Genomic DNA, 15,227 nt, shown 5'->3' on the forward strand with positions numbered 1-15,227 from the left:
CGCCGGTTGTGACGCCTACTGCAGCGAGGCGAGGTTCTTCACGGACTTCTGCACGTCGGAGCGCAGGACCCGGGCGACCAAGCCGCCGATCGGGCCGCTGAGTAATCCGCCCCTCAGGTCGGCGGCGAGATGGAAATCGGTTCCGGGCTCCTGGTCCGTAACGGTCATCGCGACCCCGAGGCGGATCCCACCCCGCCCGCGGCCTTGCAGCTCAATCGATTTCGGTTCGTCGTAGTTGGTGACCGTCCAGTGGATGACGTTGCGGAATCCCTTGACCTTCACGCACGACGAGACGCACGTGCCCTCCTCGATCTTGTCGGGAACGGGTCCGCGCCACCCGGCGAATATGGTCATCCACTCGTCGAATCGGCTCAGGTCGGACGCCAGCTTCCAGGCGGCCTCCGGGTCTACCTCCGACGAAACCGAAACATCTACTCGTGCCACGCCTTGTCGCTCCTCCCCGGACAATGGTTGCGGTTGGCACCGGCTCGGCAGCACACGCGACCAGCGCGCAACGTGCACTGGGTACCCCGGTGGGGCCGGGCCTACGCGTTCGCCGCGTCCTTAGGGCCAGGCCTCCTGCAATTGCTTCGCCACGTCGATGATCTGCGCGGCCTGCGACTGGGGCGCGTCGATCTCCTCGGCGACGTACTGGGCGACGAATCGGCGGATCTCGCCATCGACGCCGGCGAGGATGCGCAGCACCTCGCCCCGGAAGGACTTCGACGACACGTTGACGGTGATATCGGAGGGCCGCGGTTTGGAGACGTCGACGATCAGCAGCAGCGGTTCTGCGGCTCGGGCCGTGGCCCGCAGCGCGATGTCCCCGGAGACGACGAACCGCTGCTTGTCGAGCCGAAGGTCGAGCAGCAGATCGATCGACAAGGGGATGTGGATGACGAACGTGATGCTGTCGCCCAGGCGACGGGTGACCTTGGGTTCGTGGATCTTGACGTTGGCGCTGACCTTGGCGATCCCACCGGGCCCCTGAGCGATGGGCTCCATGGCGAACTCGTTGCCGGCGATGTCGGCAAATGCGGCGGCGACACGCTCGGGGGTGACAGCGACCTCGAAGAATCTGCGTCCGAACTCTTCGTAGGTGACATAATCGTGAGTCTCCATAGGCTTATACCGTCTCACGTCGGCCGCCGGAACCGTCGCTGATCTGCACGCGTCGCAGAAATCCGCGTTCGTTACACCCCGCTGGGATCACCGGTGATCCGGGCGTGCTGTGAAGCGCGCCACAGGCCGGGCGCTTCGATTCGATCCGGCGGGTGGTGGCCTGGGAGGCTTGACGACTTGGGAGGTGATTTCGATGTGTGCCCAGAAGAATCCCGAGTGGCGCTCGGACTTATCGCCCGCGGGCCTGCTCACCTGGCTTGGCGGCGGGCACCGGCGGGAGCTGGATGAGCCCCACGAGCGGTCCACGCACGCCGTCACCGGCGCGGTGGTGTTGTTCGGAGCGCTGCTGGCCTGGTTCGTCGCGGCCCTGGCGGTGAGCGAGTCGGCCCGCTGGTCGCCCCTGTTCGTGGTGCCGCTGACCCTGCTCTTCGGCCTGTTGGTCGGCGCCGTAACCCGCGCCATCACCTCCGGGTCTGGCCGGGGTCGAGCCGGCCTCGCGGCACGCGCGGTGGTCGCGGCCACCCTCGGCGTCACCGTCGGCGAATTGGCCGCCGTCGTCCTGCTCTCCGGCTCGATCGATCACCGTCTCGATGAACGCGGCCTGCGCAACGCCGGCTCGGCGCCGGCGGTCGCGCAGGCCACGGCGTCCCTGCAACAAACCAGGGATGCGCGCGGCGCGCTCGACGCCGCCGTCGAGCGGGCTCACCAGCAGCAGGATCAGGCCCTGGTCATCGCGCGCTGCGAATACCACCCCAGCCCGGGCTGCCCGCAAACCCGGATCACCGGTGTGCCCGGTGCCGGGCCCGAAACCCGGACCGCGAACGAGCTCCTCGCGGACGCCCAGCGCGAACTGGATGACGCGCTGGCGGCCCGGGATCGCCAGGCGCCCGGGCTGGACGCCGAAATCTCCGGCGAAGCGCACGCGCTCGACGAGGCACGCCACGGCGTCATCGCGGACGCCGATCGTGGCCTGGGTGCGCGCTGGGTCGCGATGAACGACCTGACCTCCACCGACTTCGGTGCGCTGACGTTGCGGCTGCTGACCATCGCGTTCTGCGTGCTGCTCTACCTGCTGCCGCTGATCCTGGGGCGGTGGCGCAGCGAGACCAGCCACGAGCGGCATGCGGCGGCGCGTGCCGAGCGGGAACGCGCGGAACTCGAGGCGGACACGGCGATCGCGATCAAGCGGGCCGAGGTACGCCGGGAGGCCGAAATCATGTGGGCCGAGCACCAACTCACCCAGGCCCGCCTTGCGATCGAGGCCCAGACCGAGATCGACCGCGAACAGCAACGCCGGCGCATCGTGGACGCTTTCGATCCCCCGGTGCTGGCGCCGTCGCACCGCACGTTCGAGCCCGCCGATGAAGACATTTACCTGCCGATCGCCGCGGAAGCCGAGGCCGCCAGCCGTGCGGCCCTGGGCCCGCCCGTCCCGCTGCACGCCGCCGATGTGGAGAACCTGCCGGCGCCCATCGGGCGCGAGGTGGAGCCGCGCAAAGAGCGTGACACTTCGTCGATTCCGTCGATCCCGAACGCCACCAAGGCCGCGGCGCGCTGGATACGCCCGCTGGTGCCGCCGTTCGTGGCCCGGGTGATCGACACCACGACCGCGCCGCTGCGCACCGCGCGACACGTCTTCGAAGAGGTCGAGGAGATCACGTTCGCGTTCAGGCGCACCCACAAAGTGACGGTCGACGCCGAAAGTTCCGACGCCGGCGGTCGGCCCACCCGGCCCGCTGAGGCCGGGGAAGCCCCGCCCGGTGAGGCGGGATTCATCGACTCGTCGCGCGTAGAGCGCGCGGCGGTGACCCACCGGCAGGTGGGTGGCCAGGAGCCGCGTGGCCCGTCGCTGGGTGAGCGCGCCACCAGCCCGGAGTTGGCGCAGCGGGAGGGCCCGGGCGAACTGGATTCGCCCACCGGCCCGCGTCAGCTCCCGCCGGCGAATTAGGTTGGCGTGAGCCCTATCCCGGCCTATTCGTCGCCGAAGGCGGCGTAGAGTTCCGGGAGGAAGGCCGCCAGGTGATTCATCTCCTGTGCGCAGTGCACCATCAGATTGCGGGCGCCGGTTTCGGCGTTGCCGAGCACCCGCGAGGCGATGGGGCGCACCGCGCGCGATGCGACGCCGGGGACGTTGCGCACTTCGATGTGCCGTCCGCCCATCCAGAAGCGTGACCGCATCTCGGCCCCGTTCGGCGTCGACCGGACGTGGTGGATGAACCATCCGACGTCCACCGGGGCCTCGCTGGATCCCAGCCGGGCGCAGATCGCCACCGCAACGTCGCTGTCGGGTGGGCAGCCCATTGCCGCCGGATCGACGAATTGGATTGCGCCATCGAGCATCGTCGAGCCGATGTACTCGCTGATCAACGACCAGCGGCCGACGTAGCGTTCGGCGCCCCGTAGGCCAACAGCCGCGTCGTCCCGGCCATCCTGGCGTTGACCTTTCCAGGCGGCGTGCAGATGGGCCCGCGGATGCCACAGCTTGTAACGGCGGGTGTCGCAGCCGTGCCAGCCGAACCACCACGACCACATCTCCGGCGTGACCCCCGGCATGTCGGTGCGTACCGACACCTGATAACCGCCGTCGTCGAGGACCCCGTAGCCGTTCTCGGTCCGTTGGTACCCGTCGTCGGCGACCCGCGCGGCGTCATCGAAGGCCAACAGCGCCATGGCGCCTTGCGGCCCGTGTTCGAGTGCCTCGACGACATGGCGAGGCAGCGGGGCCATTTCGGGCGTGAAGAACTTGCCGAACGGGGTGTTCGCGTCGTCACCGCGATACCCCAGATACAGGTCGCGCGCCATCAGAGTCGTCCCATCCAGCTGTTGAACACGCCGTCGGGGTCGTACTCGGCGCGCACGCGGTCGAGTTTGGCCATGGCGGCGTCGCTGGCGAACCGCGCCGGCCGCTGGCCGAGGTTCTCGTCGGCGAGCTGAATCCCGATGGCGAACTCGGACATCGCGGCCATGTTGGACCGCGCCCAATCGGCGTACTTCGCCTCGTCGGCCGGGTCCTTCCAGGAACCGTAGAGGGCCAGGTAGATGTCGCCTTCGATGCTGTAGGCCATGTCTTGGCGGGGAGGGCATGGACCCCAGTTCAGCCACAGAAAATGCGCCGGGTGTGGGGGCATGGTGTCCAGGATCGTCCGGATGCCCGGGAGCAGGTCTTCCGCGGGCGCCGACGTCCACATGTTGTCAACCGCGTAGTAATGATCGGACAGGTAGTGGCTCATTGCCACGTCGTACCAGGTCGCCAGATCGGTTGGCATGTAGGGGATCTTGACCAGGGCCCGATCGGCGACCGGGCAGGTGCCGAATAGGGCGAGGGCCTTTTCCGCCTCCGCATCGGAGTCCGCGAAGGCGGGCGACGCCAGCGAGATGACGGGGGTGTCGATGCCCATGTTCGGTTCGCCGCGGGATGCCACGGTCTGCAGCTCGACCCGCGGGTCCACTTCGGCGCTGACCGCGCGGGTCCACGTGAAAACCTCGTCGGCCAGCTCGAACGGATAGACATAAACGCTGGTGCCGCAGGCGCCGGGGCGCGGATAGAGCTTCAGATAGAACGACGTGACCACGCCGAAAAAACCGGGTCCGGCACCACGGGCTGCCCAGTAGAGGTCGGCGTTGTTGCTGGCGTCGCAGTGAATCCGTTCGCCCTCGGCGGTGACGACATCGAGGCCCACGACGGATTCGCACGCCGGGCCGAAAATGCGGCTGTTCCAGCCGTATCCACCCTGCAGGAGGTAGCCACCGAGGCAGACCCCTTTGCAGTGACCGCCGGGAAAGAACAGGCCCTGCGCCTCGAGGTCGGCCATCAGCAGGCTGCCGCCCTTGCCCGGGCCCACTCGGGCGAGGCCCTTTTCGGCGTCGATGGAAACGTGGTCGAGGCGGCTGACGTCAAGTAGAACGGAGCCGTCGCGCAGGTGGCTGGCCGCGAAGCTGTGTCCGCCCGAGACAATGCTGACCTTGAGCCCGTGGGCCTTCGCATGGCGGATACCGGCGATGATGTCGTCGGTGTCGGCGGCCTGCACGATCACTTCGGGGTAGCGTTCCGGTACCCGCTGGTGCCAGACGGTGCCCCGACGGGCCGCCTCGTAGCCGTCATCGCCGCGGAAATGGTGCCGCCCGGCCGGTAGCCCGCTCATCTGCAATCTCCCGTGATCCGCAGTCCGGATCTTTGTGATCCGCGATGCGGAACACTATAGTGGACGAATGCCGTCCTCGGGGGAAAATTTTGCAGCCGGCCGCGACGAGGGCATCCAGGTGTTGCGTCGCGCCGCCGCCGCGCTGGACGAGATCGCCGCGGAGCCGGGGCGGTTGCGCCTGGTCGACCTCGGTGAGCGTCTTGGGCTGGCCAAGTCGACGGCCCGCCGGCTGCTGGTGGGCCTGGTCGAGGTCGGCCTGGCCAGTGTCGACCCACAGGGCCGTTTCTCCCTCGGCGACCGATTGCTGGGGTTAGGCAGTTCCGACGGTGCGCACATCGCGGCGATGTTCCGGCCGACGATCGAACGGGTGGCGCGCGCAACCGACGGCGAGACGGTCGACCTCTCGGTTTTGCGGGGCCGGCGGATGTGGTTCGTCGACCAGATCGAATCGTCGCATCGCCTGCGCGCGGTGTCGGCCGTCGGTGTCCGGTTCCCGCTGGAGTCGACCGCCAACGGCAAAGCGGCCCTCGCGGCCCTCGACGCCGCCGACGCCGAGGCGGTGATCTCCCGCTTGGATGCCGGGTCTGCCGACCGCCTCCGCTCCGAGGTGGCCGAGATCCGGCGCACCGGAATCGCTTTCGACCGCGACGAACACACGCCGGGTATCTCGGCGGCCGCGATCGCGCGACGCGGGGTGGGCGACAATCTGGTCGCTATCTCGGTGCCGGCACCGACGGAGCGCTTTCGGGAGAAGGAACAGCGCATCGTGGCGGCATTGCGCGCGGCCGGCGAATCGGCGGCCTGGCCGCGCTAGCGTCAGCGGAGCTGTGATTGGAGTTGGAGACGGCCGGGTTACCCCTCGAAAGCTCGGCCGTCCCAACGTCTCGATGCCCGCTCAGCAGGGCACTGCGGCGGAGGAGAACAGCTTTCCCCACTCGTGCCGAGCCGCGGATTGCGCGTCGGTGAAGCTCGGTGTCTTTTCGCCGTCGCCGGCCAGGTGTACGAGCGCCCACGCCATCGCGAATACCGGCACCTTGTGCCGCAATGCCGCGCTGTGCAATTCGTCCAGGGCGGCTTCCGACGGGCACCGGCGAAGGCCGATGAGAATGCCCCGCGCGGTGTCGAGGATGCGACCAGAGTGTGGGCCACACGAGGTCTGGGCGGGAACCCAGTTCGTCGTCATGTTGTGGATACCTCCTGCGGCGCCGTCACGAATCCGCCACTTGCACAGCGGACGAGGAATTCCTGCGCTACGCATCGTCGCGGCCGCAAACCTCAAAGGCGCCCTGTGCCATGATTTGTCGATCTTTCGCGTTGTGCCAGACCACCGCCGCGATCGATACCCGCCTGTGACCGTTCCGGGATCGGTTGCTAATCAACCAATCCGGTGAAGTGCCTGGTCGGTGCCGTAATCCGTGATCTTCGGATCAGTTTGCCAAAGACAATAATTCGTCAAAGCCGGCGACGATAGCGTCATGGAATACGTCGTAGTCGGGTATCGCGGTGGTATCGACGTTCAACCCGAGACCACACGTGTCGACATAGGTGAGGAGTGTGACGTTGACCGCCGCACCGATGGTGGGTCCGAACGCGTACTGGGCCCGCACCGCTGCACCGCCGAGGTAGACCGGCACGGGAACGCCCGGCACATCGCTGGCCACGAAATCGACGTGGCGCAGCACCGAGCCGATGTACCACCGGGGCACCAGATTGAGCACTCCTGCGATCAATTGCGTGTAGGGCAGCGATCTTTCGTTCCGTACCGCCGCGGTGCGCTGGCGTATCGCCGCGATGCGCTTTGCGGGATCCGCCTCGCCGACGGGCACGTCGAAGCGCATCAGTGTGATCCGGTTCCCGCCAATGCCATCGGCTTCGGTCCGCAGGCTGATCGGCATCGTGATGTGCAAGTCGTTCACCGCGACGCCGTGCTTCTCGTGGTAGAGGCGTAGTCCACCCGCCACCCCAGCGACGAAAGCGTCGTTCAACGCCCCTCCGCAACGGTGCGCCGCTTCCCGAAGCGGCCGCGTCGGCACCTGATGCACCCCGAGACGCCGGATCAGGCCACGGTCCGTCGCCAGCGGTGACCCGGTTCGGCTGATCGGCCGGACGGTTCGGTATACCGATGCCGCCGTGGTCGCCGCGGACCGGATGGTGGCGACGGGCCGCCGGACCCCGTCGTACATCAAACGTGGCACCAGGGCGGCCGCGCCCGTCAGGGCGCTGTTGAGCAAGCCGGTGTCGTAGCGCACGGCGTCGCGGTAACCCCTAAGCAGCGCCGGGGCCGCGACCTCCGGCTCGGGCGGCATGGGTTCCCCGGAATACAGATCTTCCGAGAGGTCGAACAGGTGCATCGCGATCTGGACCCCGCCGACCCCATCGGTGAGTGCGTGGTGAAACTTGCAGATCACGGCCGCGCCGCCGTTTTCCAGACCCTCGACGAACGTCGTTTCCCACAACGCGCGGGCCCGATCGAAATCCTGCATCTCGGCCAATCGGGCCATCTCGAGCACGTCGTCAAGCGTTCCGGGGGAAGAAACTGTCGCTCGCCGCAGGTGGTAATCGAGGTCGAAGTCCCGGTAACGCTCCCATCGCGGCGGGGCCGGCGCAGGTGACTGCACCACGCGCTGCCGGAACATGGGCAACGTGCGGCTGATCAAGTCGAATCGCTTCCGCACTTCGTCCCAGTCCGGGGGCCGGTCCAGAAGTATGACGCTGACCACGGTCGATCGCAGCCGTGGGTCAGTCTCCATCGCCCAGGTGAACGCGTCTGTGGCGCGCATGAATGCTGTCATGTCGGTGCTCTCCTTGCACCGAACGTACGACGGCGAGCGCCCTAGGTCACCGGGTTGTCGGCAGCCGGTGACTTTGGTCACCACAGATAGCGCCTTTAGTCGACTGCCCGGCGCCCTACAGAATCGCCTTGAGATCCTTGGCCCTGGCGATGTCGTCCCAATCGACGTCGAGTTCCAGCAGGACCCCTTCGGTGTGCTGACCGTGTTCCGGCGCACGCGCAGGCGCCGACGGGGTCTCGTCGAACTGAACGGGCGCGGCGACGATCCGGTACTTCTCGCCGTGGTCGTCGATGTTGGTCACCACGTACCCGTTCGGTTCGACCTGTGGATCGTTGAGCGTTTCCCGCGGCGTTGCCAGGGCTCCCCACACGCCCGGCTCGTCCTCGAGAGCCTTCTGCCAGTGGGCGAGATCGTGGCGGGCGAACACGTTGGCCAGGATCTCGGTGGCCTCCGCCGCGATGGCGATCAAGTTGCTCGAGGCACGAATCGCTCATCGGTGACCAGGTCAGCCAGGCCCATGCGTTCACAGAAACCTGCCCAGAACTTGTCCGGCTGCAGGAACACCAACTGAATCCACCTGCCGTCGCGGGTCTTGTACCTGTTCACGAGCGGGTTGATGGCCAACCCCGGCGGTGCGCCCGGGATTCCGTCGATGTCGAAGAAGTCGGCCGCCGACATGGACGGCGCTATCGCCCACATCGCCTGGGCCAGTAGCGAGGAGTCGACGATCGTCGGTTCACCGGTGCGTTCGCGGTGGAAGAGCGCGGCACATACGCCACCGGCGAGCGTCGCACCGCCTTGGAGGTCGCCGAACCCCGGCCCCTGCACCGCGGGCGTGTCCGTGCCGAACGGCGTGAGCGTGTAAGCGACGCCGCCCCGGGCGAGATAGGTCGCCGCGTCGAACCCGCCGCGGTCGCGGTCCGGCCCACGCACCCCCAGCCGGTTCCGCGCGCGATGATGATTTTCGGGTTGAACGAACGGATGTCGTCCACGGTGAGCCGGACCCGCTCGAGCGCCCCGGGCAGCCAATTGGTAAGGAACACATCCGCACTCGCCAAGAGGCGGCCGAACAGCTCGCGACCGGTTTCGGACTTGATGTCGATGGCGATGCTGCGCTTGCCTCGGTTGCCCAGCTTGAGGATGAAGTCGGCGTCCGGGCGCGCCGCCTGCCGCGTGAAGCCGCCTACGACCAGCGCGCGGCCTGGGTCACCCGAGGCGACGCCCTCGACTTTGATCACGTCGGCGCCCCAGTCCGACAAGGCCGCACCGGCCGACGGCACGTAGGTCCACGACGCCAATTCGACCCCCGCACCCCTTGCAGGACACCACCGCGCACGCCAGACATCGCCAACTCCCTCGGTCGACCGGTTCTTCGTTGCTATTTTAGATATTCTAGCTAGTCTAGGGCGTAGTGGTAGCCCAGCTGCAGGTCAGAGCAGTTTTTCCTGGAAGAGATGCGATGGATCCGACCGTTGGCCCGATTCCAACACCCGCGACCCCGCATAGCCCGGCGAAAAAGGGCGGCCGGCGGAGTCATTGCGGCCACGCCGGTGGTGGCACCGACGAATGGCGTTGGGCCCCAACGTGGGTCGCGAGGTAGATACACGGACGAAGGACGGGGCGATGGGCAGGGTAACCGGCAAGGTGGCCGTGATCAGTGGCGCCGCGCGCGGCCAAGGCCGTTCGCACGCGCGGATGCTGGCCGCCGAAGGTGCGGACATCATCGCGGTGGATCTGTGCGCCGACATCGAGACCAATGAGTATCCCCTGGCCCGGCGGGAAGACCTCGACGAGACGGCGCGGTTGGTCGAGAAGGAGGGGCAGCGCGCGTTCACCGCGGTCGCGGACGTTCGCGATCGGGTGGCCCTGTCCGCGGCGATCGATGAGGGCGTCGCCGAGTTGGGGCATCTCGACGTCGTCGTGGCCAACGCGGGCATCTGCCCGCTGACCGCGGGCCTGCCGCCGCAGGCCTTCGCCGACGCAGTGGACGTGGACCTGGTCGGCGTGCTGAACCTGGTGCACGCGAGCCTCAAGCATCTGCAGGCCGGCGCGTCGATCATCGTCATCGGTTCCAACGCGGCGTTCATGTCATCGATGAACACCACCGGCATCGACGGGGGCCCCGGCGGCGCCGGGTATGCCTTCGCGAAACTGGCTGCCGCGCATTACGTCAACGACTTCGCCCTGGCGCTCGCGCGGTTCTCCATCCGGATGAACGCGGTGCACCCCACCAACGTCAACACCGACATGCTGCACAGCCCGCCGATGTATCGGGCCTTCCGGCCGGACCTGAAGGATCCGACCCGCGAGGATGCCGAACCGGTTTTCCCGCTCGTGCAGGCGATGCCGATCCCCTACGTCGAACCCGAGGACATCAGCGAGGCGGTGTTGTTCCTGGCCTCCGACGCGGCGCGCTACATCACCGGGCAGCAGCTCCGTGTCGACGGCGGCGGCTTCCTCAAGGTCAAGCCGTGGTCGGGTGCGTGATACCGATGACCGACTCCGCAACGGGCGCCCAGCGCCGGCTGTACGAGCTGATGGTGCTGATGAAGGCGGCCGACGACCGGCTGTCCAAAGGCATCGGCACCGGCGAGTTCATGTGCGTCTACTGGCCCTCGCGCGGCCAGGAGGCCATCGCCGCCGCGATGGGCGTGGCGCTGCGCCCCGACGATCAGCTGGTGACGACCTACCGCGGCCTGCACGACCTCATCGGCAAGGGTGTGCCGCTCGAGGAGATCTACGGCGAGATGATGGGCCGCACCGTCGGCGCCAGCCGCGGCAAGGGCGGCACCATGCACATCGCCAATCCCGGTAAGGGCGTGATGCTTTCGACCGGGATCGTCGGGGCCGGACCGCCGGTGGCGGTGGGACTGGCGATGGCGGCCAAACGCAAGGGCTCCGATCGCGTCACGGCGGTCAGTTTCGGTGATGGCGCGACCAACACCGGGTCCTTCCACGAGGCGGCGAACATGGCCGCGCTGTGGGACCTGCCGATGGTCTTCGTCTGCCAGAACAACCAGTACGCCGAGATGACGCCCACGGCCGACACCATGAAGCTCGAACGCGTCGCCGACCGGGCGGCCGGCTATGGCATGCCCGGGGTGCGCGTCGACGGAAACGACCCGCTGGCAGTCAAATCCGCACTCGAGGACGCGCTGCGGCGGGCCCGCTCCGGTGACGGCCCCACCTTCATCGAATGCGTGACGTTCCGCTTCCGCGGCCATTACTTCGGCGACCGGATGCCCTACATTCCCAAGGATCAACTTGCCGCCGCGATGGAAGCCGACCCGGTCCCCCGGTTCCGCAGCCACCTCGCCGACGCCGGCATCTGCACAACGGACGAACTCGACCGCATCGACGACGAGGCGCTGGCGGCGGTGGAAACGGCGCTGCAAGCCGTGATGGACGCCGATTCCCCGTCTATCGAAGAGCTGGACCTGGATGTGTACGCGACCCCGATCGGGTTCCCGGTATGAACATGCAAGAGCGGGAGATGACGATGCGCGAGGCGCTCAACCTCGCCCTGGATCAAGCGCTTGCCGCCGACGACCGGGTGTTCCTGCTCGGTGAGGACATCGCCGATCCCGGCGCGTCCGGACCGACCGCGGGCCTGTCGACGAAGTACGGTCACGACCGCGTCCTGGACACACCGATCTCCGAGGCGGCGATCGTCGGCGCGGCCATCGGCGCGGCCATCGACGGCCTGCTGCCGGTGGCCGAGATCATGATCATGGATTTCATCGGCATCGCGGCCGACCAGCTGATCAACAACGCGGCCAAGCTGAGGTTCATGACCGCCGGACGCACAACGGCGCCGATCACCATTCGCACCCAGGTCTACGCCGGGCTGGCCACCGGTGCCACGCATTCGCAAAGCCTCGAGGCCTGGTTCATGCACATCCCGGGCATGAAGGTGATCGTGCCGTCCACACCCCGCGACGGGAAGGGCCTCCTGACATCGGCGATCTTCGACGAGGATCCCTGCCTCTTCGTCGAAACCATTCGGCTGCAAGGCAAGAAGGGTCCCGTCCCCGTCGATCCCGCGTTCTCGATCCCGCTGGGCCGAGCCGACATCAAGCGGCCGGGCACCGACGTGAGCCTGATCGGCTACGGACGCTGCGTGCACGACGCCCTCACCGCCGCGGCGACGCTGGACGAACAGGGCGTGAGCGCCGAGGTCGTCGATCTGCGCACGCTGGTACCGCTCGACGTCGAGACCATCGTCGACTCCGCCCGCCGTACCCGCCGTGCCGTCATCATCCATGACGCGGTCCAATTCGCCGGCCCCGGAGCGGAGCTCGCCGCGATCCTGCACGCGGAACTGTTCTCCGAGCTGGCCGCGCCCGTCGAACGGGTGGCCGCCCGATTCATCCCCAACCCGGCCGTGGCGGCGCTCGAGGCGCAGGTGTACCCGTCCCCGGCACGAATCGTCGCCGCGGCGCAGCGCACCCTGGCGGGGGCGAGAGTGCATGGCTGACTTCATCATCCGCATTCCGCGGGTCTCGGTGGCCGTGTCGGAGGCCGAGCTCACCGGCCTTCTGGTCGACGCCGGCCAGCACGTGGACGCTGGCGCGCCCCTCTATGTGATCGCCACCGAGAAGGTGGAACAGGAGATCGAAGCGGGGGCGTCGGGCACCGTGCAATGGACGGGCCAGGTCGGCACCACCTACGACATCGGCGCCGAAATCGGCGTCATCACTTCTTGAACCAGGAAAGGTGAGCACGTATGGATCTCAACGAGACTCGCGAGAGAATCATCTACCAGAAAGAGGGGCCCATCGCCCGGGTCACGCTGAACTGGCCCGAGAAGGCGAACGCCCAGGATCAGAAGCTGGCCGAAGAGGTCGACGCCGCGCTGCTGGACGCCGACCGCGACTACGACATCAAGGTGCTCGTCCTCAAGGCCAACGGCAAGGGCTTCTGCTCCGGACACGCCATCGGTAACAACGCGGCGGACTACCCGTCGTTCGTGGAGAACGCCATGGTGACCGGCAACCCGTGGAAGGCGCAGTCGGACTTATTCGTCAAGCCGACCCTTAATCTGTGGGAGTTCTCCAAGCCCACGATCGCCCAGGTGCACGGCTACTGCGTCGGCGGGGGCACGCACTACGGGCTGACCACCGACATCGTCATCGCCGCTGAGGACGCCTACTTCTCCTACCCGCCGCTGCAGGGATTCGGCATGCCGTCGGGTGAATGTTCGATCGAGCCCTGGGTTTTCATGAACTGGCGCCGCGCTGCCTACTACTTGTTCACCGCCGAGGTGATCGACGCCAAGAAGGCGCTGGAGGTCGGCCTGGTCAACGAGGTGGTCCCGCGTGATCAGCTCGACGACCGTGTCGAGGCCATCGCCCGGCACATCGCCCAGGCGCCGTTGACGACCCTGATGCTCACCAAGGCCAACCTCAAGCGGGCCTGGGAGCTGATGGGCATGCGGGTGCACTGGCAGAGCTCGAACGACCTCGTCGCCCTGGCCTCCATCAGCAAGGACGTCCAGGAGCTGATCCAGACGGTGTTCAGGGACAAGGTGCTGCCGTCCGAGCACGCGCGGCGACAGGCCGCGGCGGCCGCGTCGACCGACGGCGCAACGGCCACTTAGGGTTCCGCGAGGCTCGCGCCAGTGAATCTTGCCGATCACGCCACGAGGGCCGGACAGGCACCGGCCCTCATCGTCGCGGGCGGTGACACGATCTCGCACTCCGAGCTGTACGACCGAAGCCAGCGCGTCGCCGCGGTGCTGCACGGCGCAGGGCTCCGCCCAGGCGACGGCGTGGCCCTGATCTTGCCAAACCGGGCCGAGTTCCTCGAAATCACCTGGGCCTGCCAGCTTTCCGGCCTCTATTACACCGCGGTCAACACCCACTTCACCGCGGACGAGGTCGCATACGTCATCGACGACTCCGACGCGCGGGCGGTCTTCATCGACGCCACCATGCCCGAACTCGCCGCCCATGTCCGCGCGGCCAACCCGGCCGTCACCGTTCACCTCACGGTGGGGGGAGCATTGCCCGGCTGGCGCGAGTACGAGGAGGCGCTGGCGACGGCCGGTGCCGCACCGCCCGCGTCGGACGGGTCGGAGATGCTGTATTCGTCGGGCACCACCGGCAGGCCCAAAGCGGTCCGCCGGCCCCTTCCGACCGACGGCAACGGTTCCTGGGCTCAGGCGGTGCTGGAATTGGCGCTGACCCACAAGTACGGGATGAGCCCGTCAAGCGTGTATCTCTCCCCCGCGCCGCTGTACCACGCCGCTGGAGTGAACTACACCATGGCGGTCAACCGCGTCGGCGCCGCGGCGATCCTCATGCGCAAGTTCGACGCCGAGACCGTCCTGCGGTTGATCGAGACGCACCGCGTGACGCACGCCCAGTTCGTACCCACCATGTTCGTGCGGATGCTCAAGCTGCCCAAGTCGATTCGGGAAAAGTATGACGTGTCGAGCCTGCGATGTGTGATCCACGCGGCCGCGCCCTGCCCGGTCGACGTCAAGCACCACATGATGAAGTGGTTCGGGCCGATCATCCACGAATACTACGGCGGCACCGAGGGATTCGCGGGGACGACCATCGGTCCGGAGGAATGGCTGGCCCATCCCGGTTCGGTGGGCAAACCCATGTCGCCGGTGCACGTCATCGGAGACGACGGAGTCGAGTTGCCCGCCGGCCATGCCGGTGAGCTCTTCTTCGAAGGCGGCCCCGACTTCCAATACTTCAAGGACCCCGCCAAGACCGCCTCGGTGTCCAACGACCGCGGCTGGCGCACCCTGGGCGACATGGGGTACGTCGACGACGACGGCTACCTCTACCTCACCGACCGGTCCACGTTCATGATCGTTTCCGGCGGGGTGAACATCTACCCCCAGGAAGTCGAGAACCTCCTCATCATGCATCCCAAGCTTGTTGACGCGGCCGTCTTCGGCATCCCCAACGACGAGTTCGGCGAGGAGGTCAAGGCCGTCGTCCAGCCGGTCGGCGGTGTCCGGCCGGGGCCAGACCTCGAGGCCGAGCTCATCGAGTACTGCCGAGCGCACCTGGCGGGCTACAAGTGCCCGCGCACCGTCGAATTCGTTGCGGAATTGCCCCGGGACCCGAACGGAAAGCTGTACAAGAGACGCATTCGCGAGCGTTACTGGCAGGGGCGGGCAACGCGAATCGTGTAACCGAAGAGGGATGGC

General features: G+C 67.5%; 15 protein-coding genes and 1 pseudogene. 8 read left to right on the plus strand and 8 right to left on the minus strand.

Annotated elements, in window-relative coordinates; genetic code table 11:
• Positions 1 to 15 precede the first annotated feature (15 nt).
• Both H7J89_RS00190 and H7J89_RS00195 read right to left on the minus strand, forming a co-directional pair.
• Entirely contained in the window at positions 16 to 444 is a 429-nt protein-coding gene (locus tag H7J89_RS00190; protein ID WP_264035560.1) for a type II toxin-antitoxin system Rv0910 family toxin, read from the minus strand.
• Between the two features lie 120 nt (positions 445 to 564).
• Complete coding sequence (locus H7J89_RS00195; protein ID WP_264035561.1) at positions 565 to 1,122, minus strand: hypothetical protein; 558 nt, start codon at positions 1,120 to 1,122, stop codon at positions 565 to 567.
• Positions 1,123 to 1,315: 193 nt separating this feature from the next.
• Here H7J89_RS00195 and H7J89_RS00200 point away from each other — a divergent pair, with 193 nt between their 5' ends.
• Positions 1,316 to 3,070 carry a DUF4407 domain-containing protein gene (locus tag H7J89_RS00200; RefSeq protein ID WP_264035562.1) on the plus strand — a complete coding sequence of 585 codons (1,755 nt, stop codon included), beginning with the start codon at positions 1,316 to 1,318 and terminating at the stop codon, positions 3,068 to 3,070.
• A 23-nt stretch (positions 3,071 to 3,093) separates the two neighbouring features.
• Here the strand turns inward: H7J89_RS00200 and H7J89_RS00205 are convergent, their stop codons facing one another.
• Together H7J89_RS00205 and H7J89_RS00210 are read right to left on the minus strand one after the other, a co-directional pair.
• Positions 3,094 to 3,924 (minus strand): DAPG hydrolase family protein, encoded by an 831-nt coding sequence (locus H7J89_RS00205; RefSeq protein WP_264035563.1) that lies wholly within the window; start codon positions 3,922 to 3,924, stop codon positions 3,094 to 3,096.
• Positions 3,924 to 5,264 carry an FAD-binding oxidoreductase gene (locus tag H7J89_RS00210; protein WP_264035564.1) on the minus strand — a complete coding sequence of 447 codons (1,341 nt, stop codon included), beginning with the start codon at positions 5,262 to 5,264 and terminating at the stop codon, positions 3,924 to 3,926. The genes H7J89_RS00205 and H7J89_RS00210 overlap by 1 nt, the downstream gene beginning before the upstream one ends.
• 67 nt (positions 5,265 to 5,331) lie before the next feature.
• Between H7J89_RS00210 and H7J89_RS00215 the strand changes: the two genes are divergently transcribed.
• A complete protein-coding gene (locus H7J89_RS00215) occupies positions 5,332 to 6,078 on the plus strand; it encodes an IclR family transcriptional regulator (RefSeq protein ID WP_264035565.1) in 747 nt (248 codons plus the stop codon).
• A gap of 81 nt (positions 6,079 to 6,159) precedes the next feature.
• Here the strand turns inward: H7J89_RS00215 and H7J89_RS00220 are convergent, their stop codons facing one another.
• The 4 genes and pseudogenes from H7J89_RS00220 to H7J89_RS00230 all read right to left on the minus strand — a co-directional run bounded on the left by H7J89_RS00220 (position 6,160) and on the right by H7J89_RS00230 (position 9,336).
• Positions 6,160 to 6,447: an ANTAR domain-containing protein gene (locus tag H7J89_RS00220; protein WP_067201100.1), complete on the minus strand. Its 288-nt coding sequence runs from the start codon at positions 6,445 to 6,447 to the stop codon at positions 6,160 to 6,162.
• A gap of 244 nt (positions 6,448 to 6,691) precedes the next feature.
• On the minus strand, positions 6,692 to 8,056 hold the full coding sequence (locus H7J89_RS00225) for a wax ester/triacylglycerol synthase domain-containing protein (RefSeq protein ID WP_264035568.1): 1,365 nt from the start codon (positions 8,054 to 8,056) through the stop codon (positions 6,692 to 6,694).
• Positions 8,057 to 8,171: 115 nt separating this feature from the next.
• Positions 8,172 to 8,525, minus strand: coding sequence for a CoA transferase (locus H7J89_RS25845; RefSeq protein WP_372513677.1), 354 nt, complete (start codon positions 8,523 to 8,525; stop codon positions 8,172 to 8,174).
• Positions 8,522 to 9,336 (minus strand): annotated as a pseudogene (locus H7J89_RS00230) (CoA transferase). The gene H7J89_RS25845 and the pseudogene H7J89_RS00230 overlap by 4 nt, the downstream one beginning before the upstream one ends.
• Before the next feature lie 343 nt (positions 9,337 to 9,679).
• On the opposite strand from H7J89_RS00230, the gene H7J89_RS00235 reads away from it, so the two are divergent.
• The 6 genes from H7J89_RS00235 to H7J89_RS00260 are packed head-to-tail and all read left to right on the plus strand — an operon-like array spanning position 9,680 to position 15,212.
• Positions 9,680 to 10,543 (plus strand): mycofactocin-coupled SDR family oxidoreductase, encoded by an 864-nt coding sequence (locus tag H7J89_RS00235; RefSeq protein ID WP_067201105.1) that lies wholly within the window; start codon positions 9,680 to 9,682, stop codon positions 10,541 to 10,543.
• 5 nt (positions 10,544 to 10,548) lie between these two features.
• On the plus strand, positions 10,549 to 11,532 hold the full coding sequence (locus H7J89_RS00240; protein WP_264035570.1) for a thiamine pyrophosphate-dependent dehydrogenase E1 component subunit alpha: 984 nt from the start codon (positions 10,549 to 10,551) through the stop codon (positions 11,530 to 11,532).
• A gap of 2 nt (positions 11,533 to 11,534) precedes the next feature.
• Positions 11,535 to 12,533 carry an alpha-ketoacid dehydrogenase subunit beta gene (locus H7J89_RS00245; protein WP_264035926.1) on the plus strand — a complete coding sequence of 333 codons (999 nt, stop codon included), beginning with the start codon at positions 11,535 to 11,537 and terminating at the stop codon, positions 12,531 to 12,533.
• Positions 12,526 to 12,762: a lipoyl domain-containing protein gene (locus H7J89_RS00250; protein WP_264035571.1), complete on the plus strand. Its 237-nt coding sequence runs from the start codon at positions 12,526 to 12,528 to the stop codon at positions 12,760 to 12,762. Before H7J89_RS00245 ends, H7J89_RS00250 begins: the two co-directional genes overlap by 8 nt.
• A gap of 20 nt (positions 12,763 to 12,782) precedes the next feature.
• Positions 12,783 to 13,655: an enoyl-CoA hydratase-related protein gene (locus H7J89_RS00255; protein ID WP_264035572.1), complete on the plus strand. Its 873-nt coding sequence runs from the start codon at positions 12,783 to 12,785 to the stop codon at positions 13,653 to 13,655.
• 21 nt (positions 13,656 to 13,676) lie between these two features.
• Positions 13,677 to 15,212 (plus strand): acyl-CoA synthetase, encoded by a 1,536-nt coding sequence (locus H7J89_RS00260; RefSeq protein WP_264035573.1) that lies wholly within the window; start codon positions 13,677 to 13,679, stop codon positions 15,210 to 15,212.
• Positions 15,213 to 15,227: the final 15 nt, after the last annotated feature.

This window comes from Mycobacterium paraffinicum, from assembly GCF_025822865.1.
Classification (GTDB): domain Bacteria; phylum Actinomycetota; class Actinomycetes; order Mycobacteriales; family Mycobacteriaceae; genus Mycobacterium; species Mycobacterium paraffinicum.

Coding starts and splice junctions, on each gene's coding strand:
- H7J89_RS00235 (WP_067201105.1), top strand. CDS start 9,680: ATGGGCAGGGTAACCGGCAAGGTGGCCGTGATCAGTGGCGCCGCGCGC.
- H7J89_RS00245 (WP_264035926.1), top strand. CDS start 11,535: ATGCAAGAGCGGGAGATGACGATGCGCGAGGCGCTCAACCTCGCCCTG.
- H7J89_RS00200 (WP_264035562.1), top strand. CDS start 1,316: ATGTGTGCCCAGAAGAATCCCGAGTGGCGCTCGGACTTATCGCCCGCG.
- H7J89_RS00250 (WP_264035571.1), top strand. CDS start 12,526: ATGGCTGACTTCATCATCCGCATTCCGCGGGTCTCGGTGGCCGTGTCG.
- H7J89_RS00195 (WP_264035561.1), bottom strand. CDS start 1,122: ATGGAGACTCACGATTATGTCACCTACGAAGAGTTCGGACGCAGATTC.
- H7J89_RS00225 (WP_264035568.1), bottom strand. CDS start 8,056: ATGACAGCATTCATGCGCGCCACAGACGCGTTCACCTGGGCGATGGAG.
- H7J89_RS00205 (WP_264035563.1), bottom strand. CDS start 3,924: ATGGCGCGCGACCTGTATCTGGGGTATCGCGGTGACGACGCGAACACC.
- H7J89_RS00255 (WP_264035572.1), top strand. CDS start 12,783: ATGGATCTCAACGAGACTCGCGAGAGAATCATCTACCAGAAAGAGGGG.
- H7J89_RS00220 (WP_067201100.1), bottom strand. CDS start 6,447: ATGACGACGAACTGGGTTCCCGCCCAGACCTCGTGTGGCCCACACTCT.
- H7J89_RS00215 (WP_264035565.1), top strand. CDS start 5,332: ATGCCGTCCTCGGGGGAAAATTTTGCAGCCGGCCGCGACGAGGGCATC.
- H7J89_RS00240 (WP_264035570.1), top strand. CDS start 10,549: ATGACCGACTCCGCAACGGGCGCCCAGCGCCGGCTGTACGAGCTGATG.
- H7J89_RS00210 (WP_264035564.1), bottom strand. CDS start 5,264: ATGAGCGGGCTACCGGCCGGGCGGCACCATTTCCGCGGCGATGACGGC.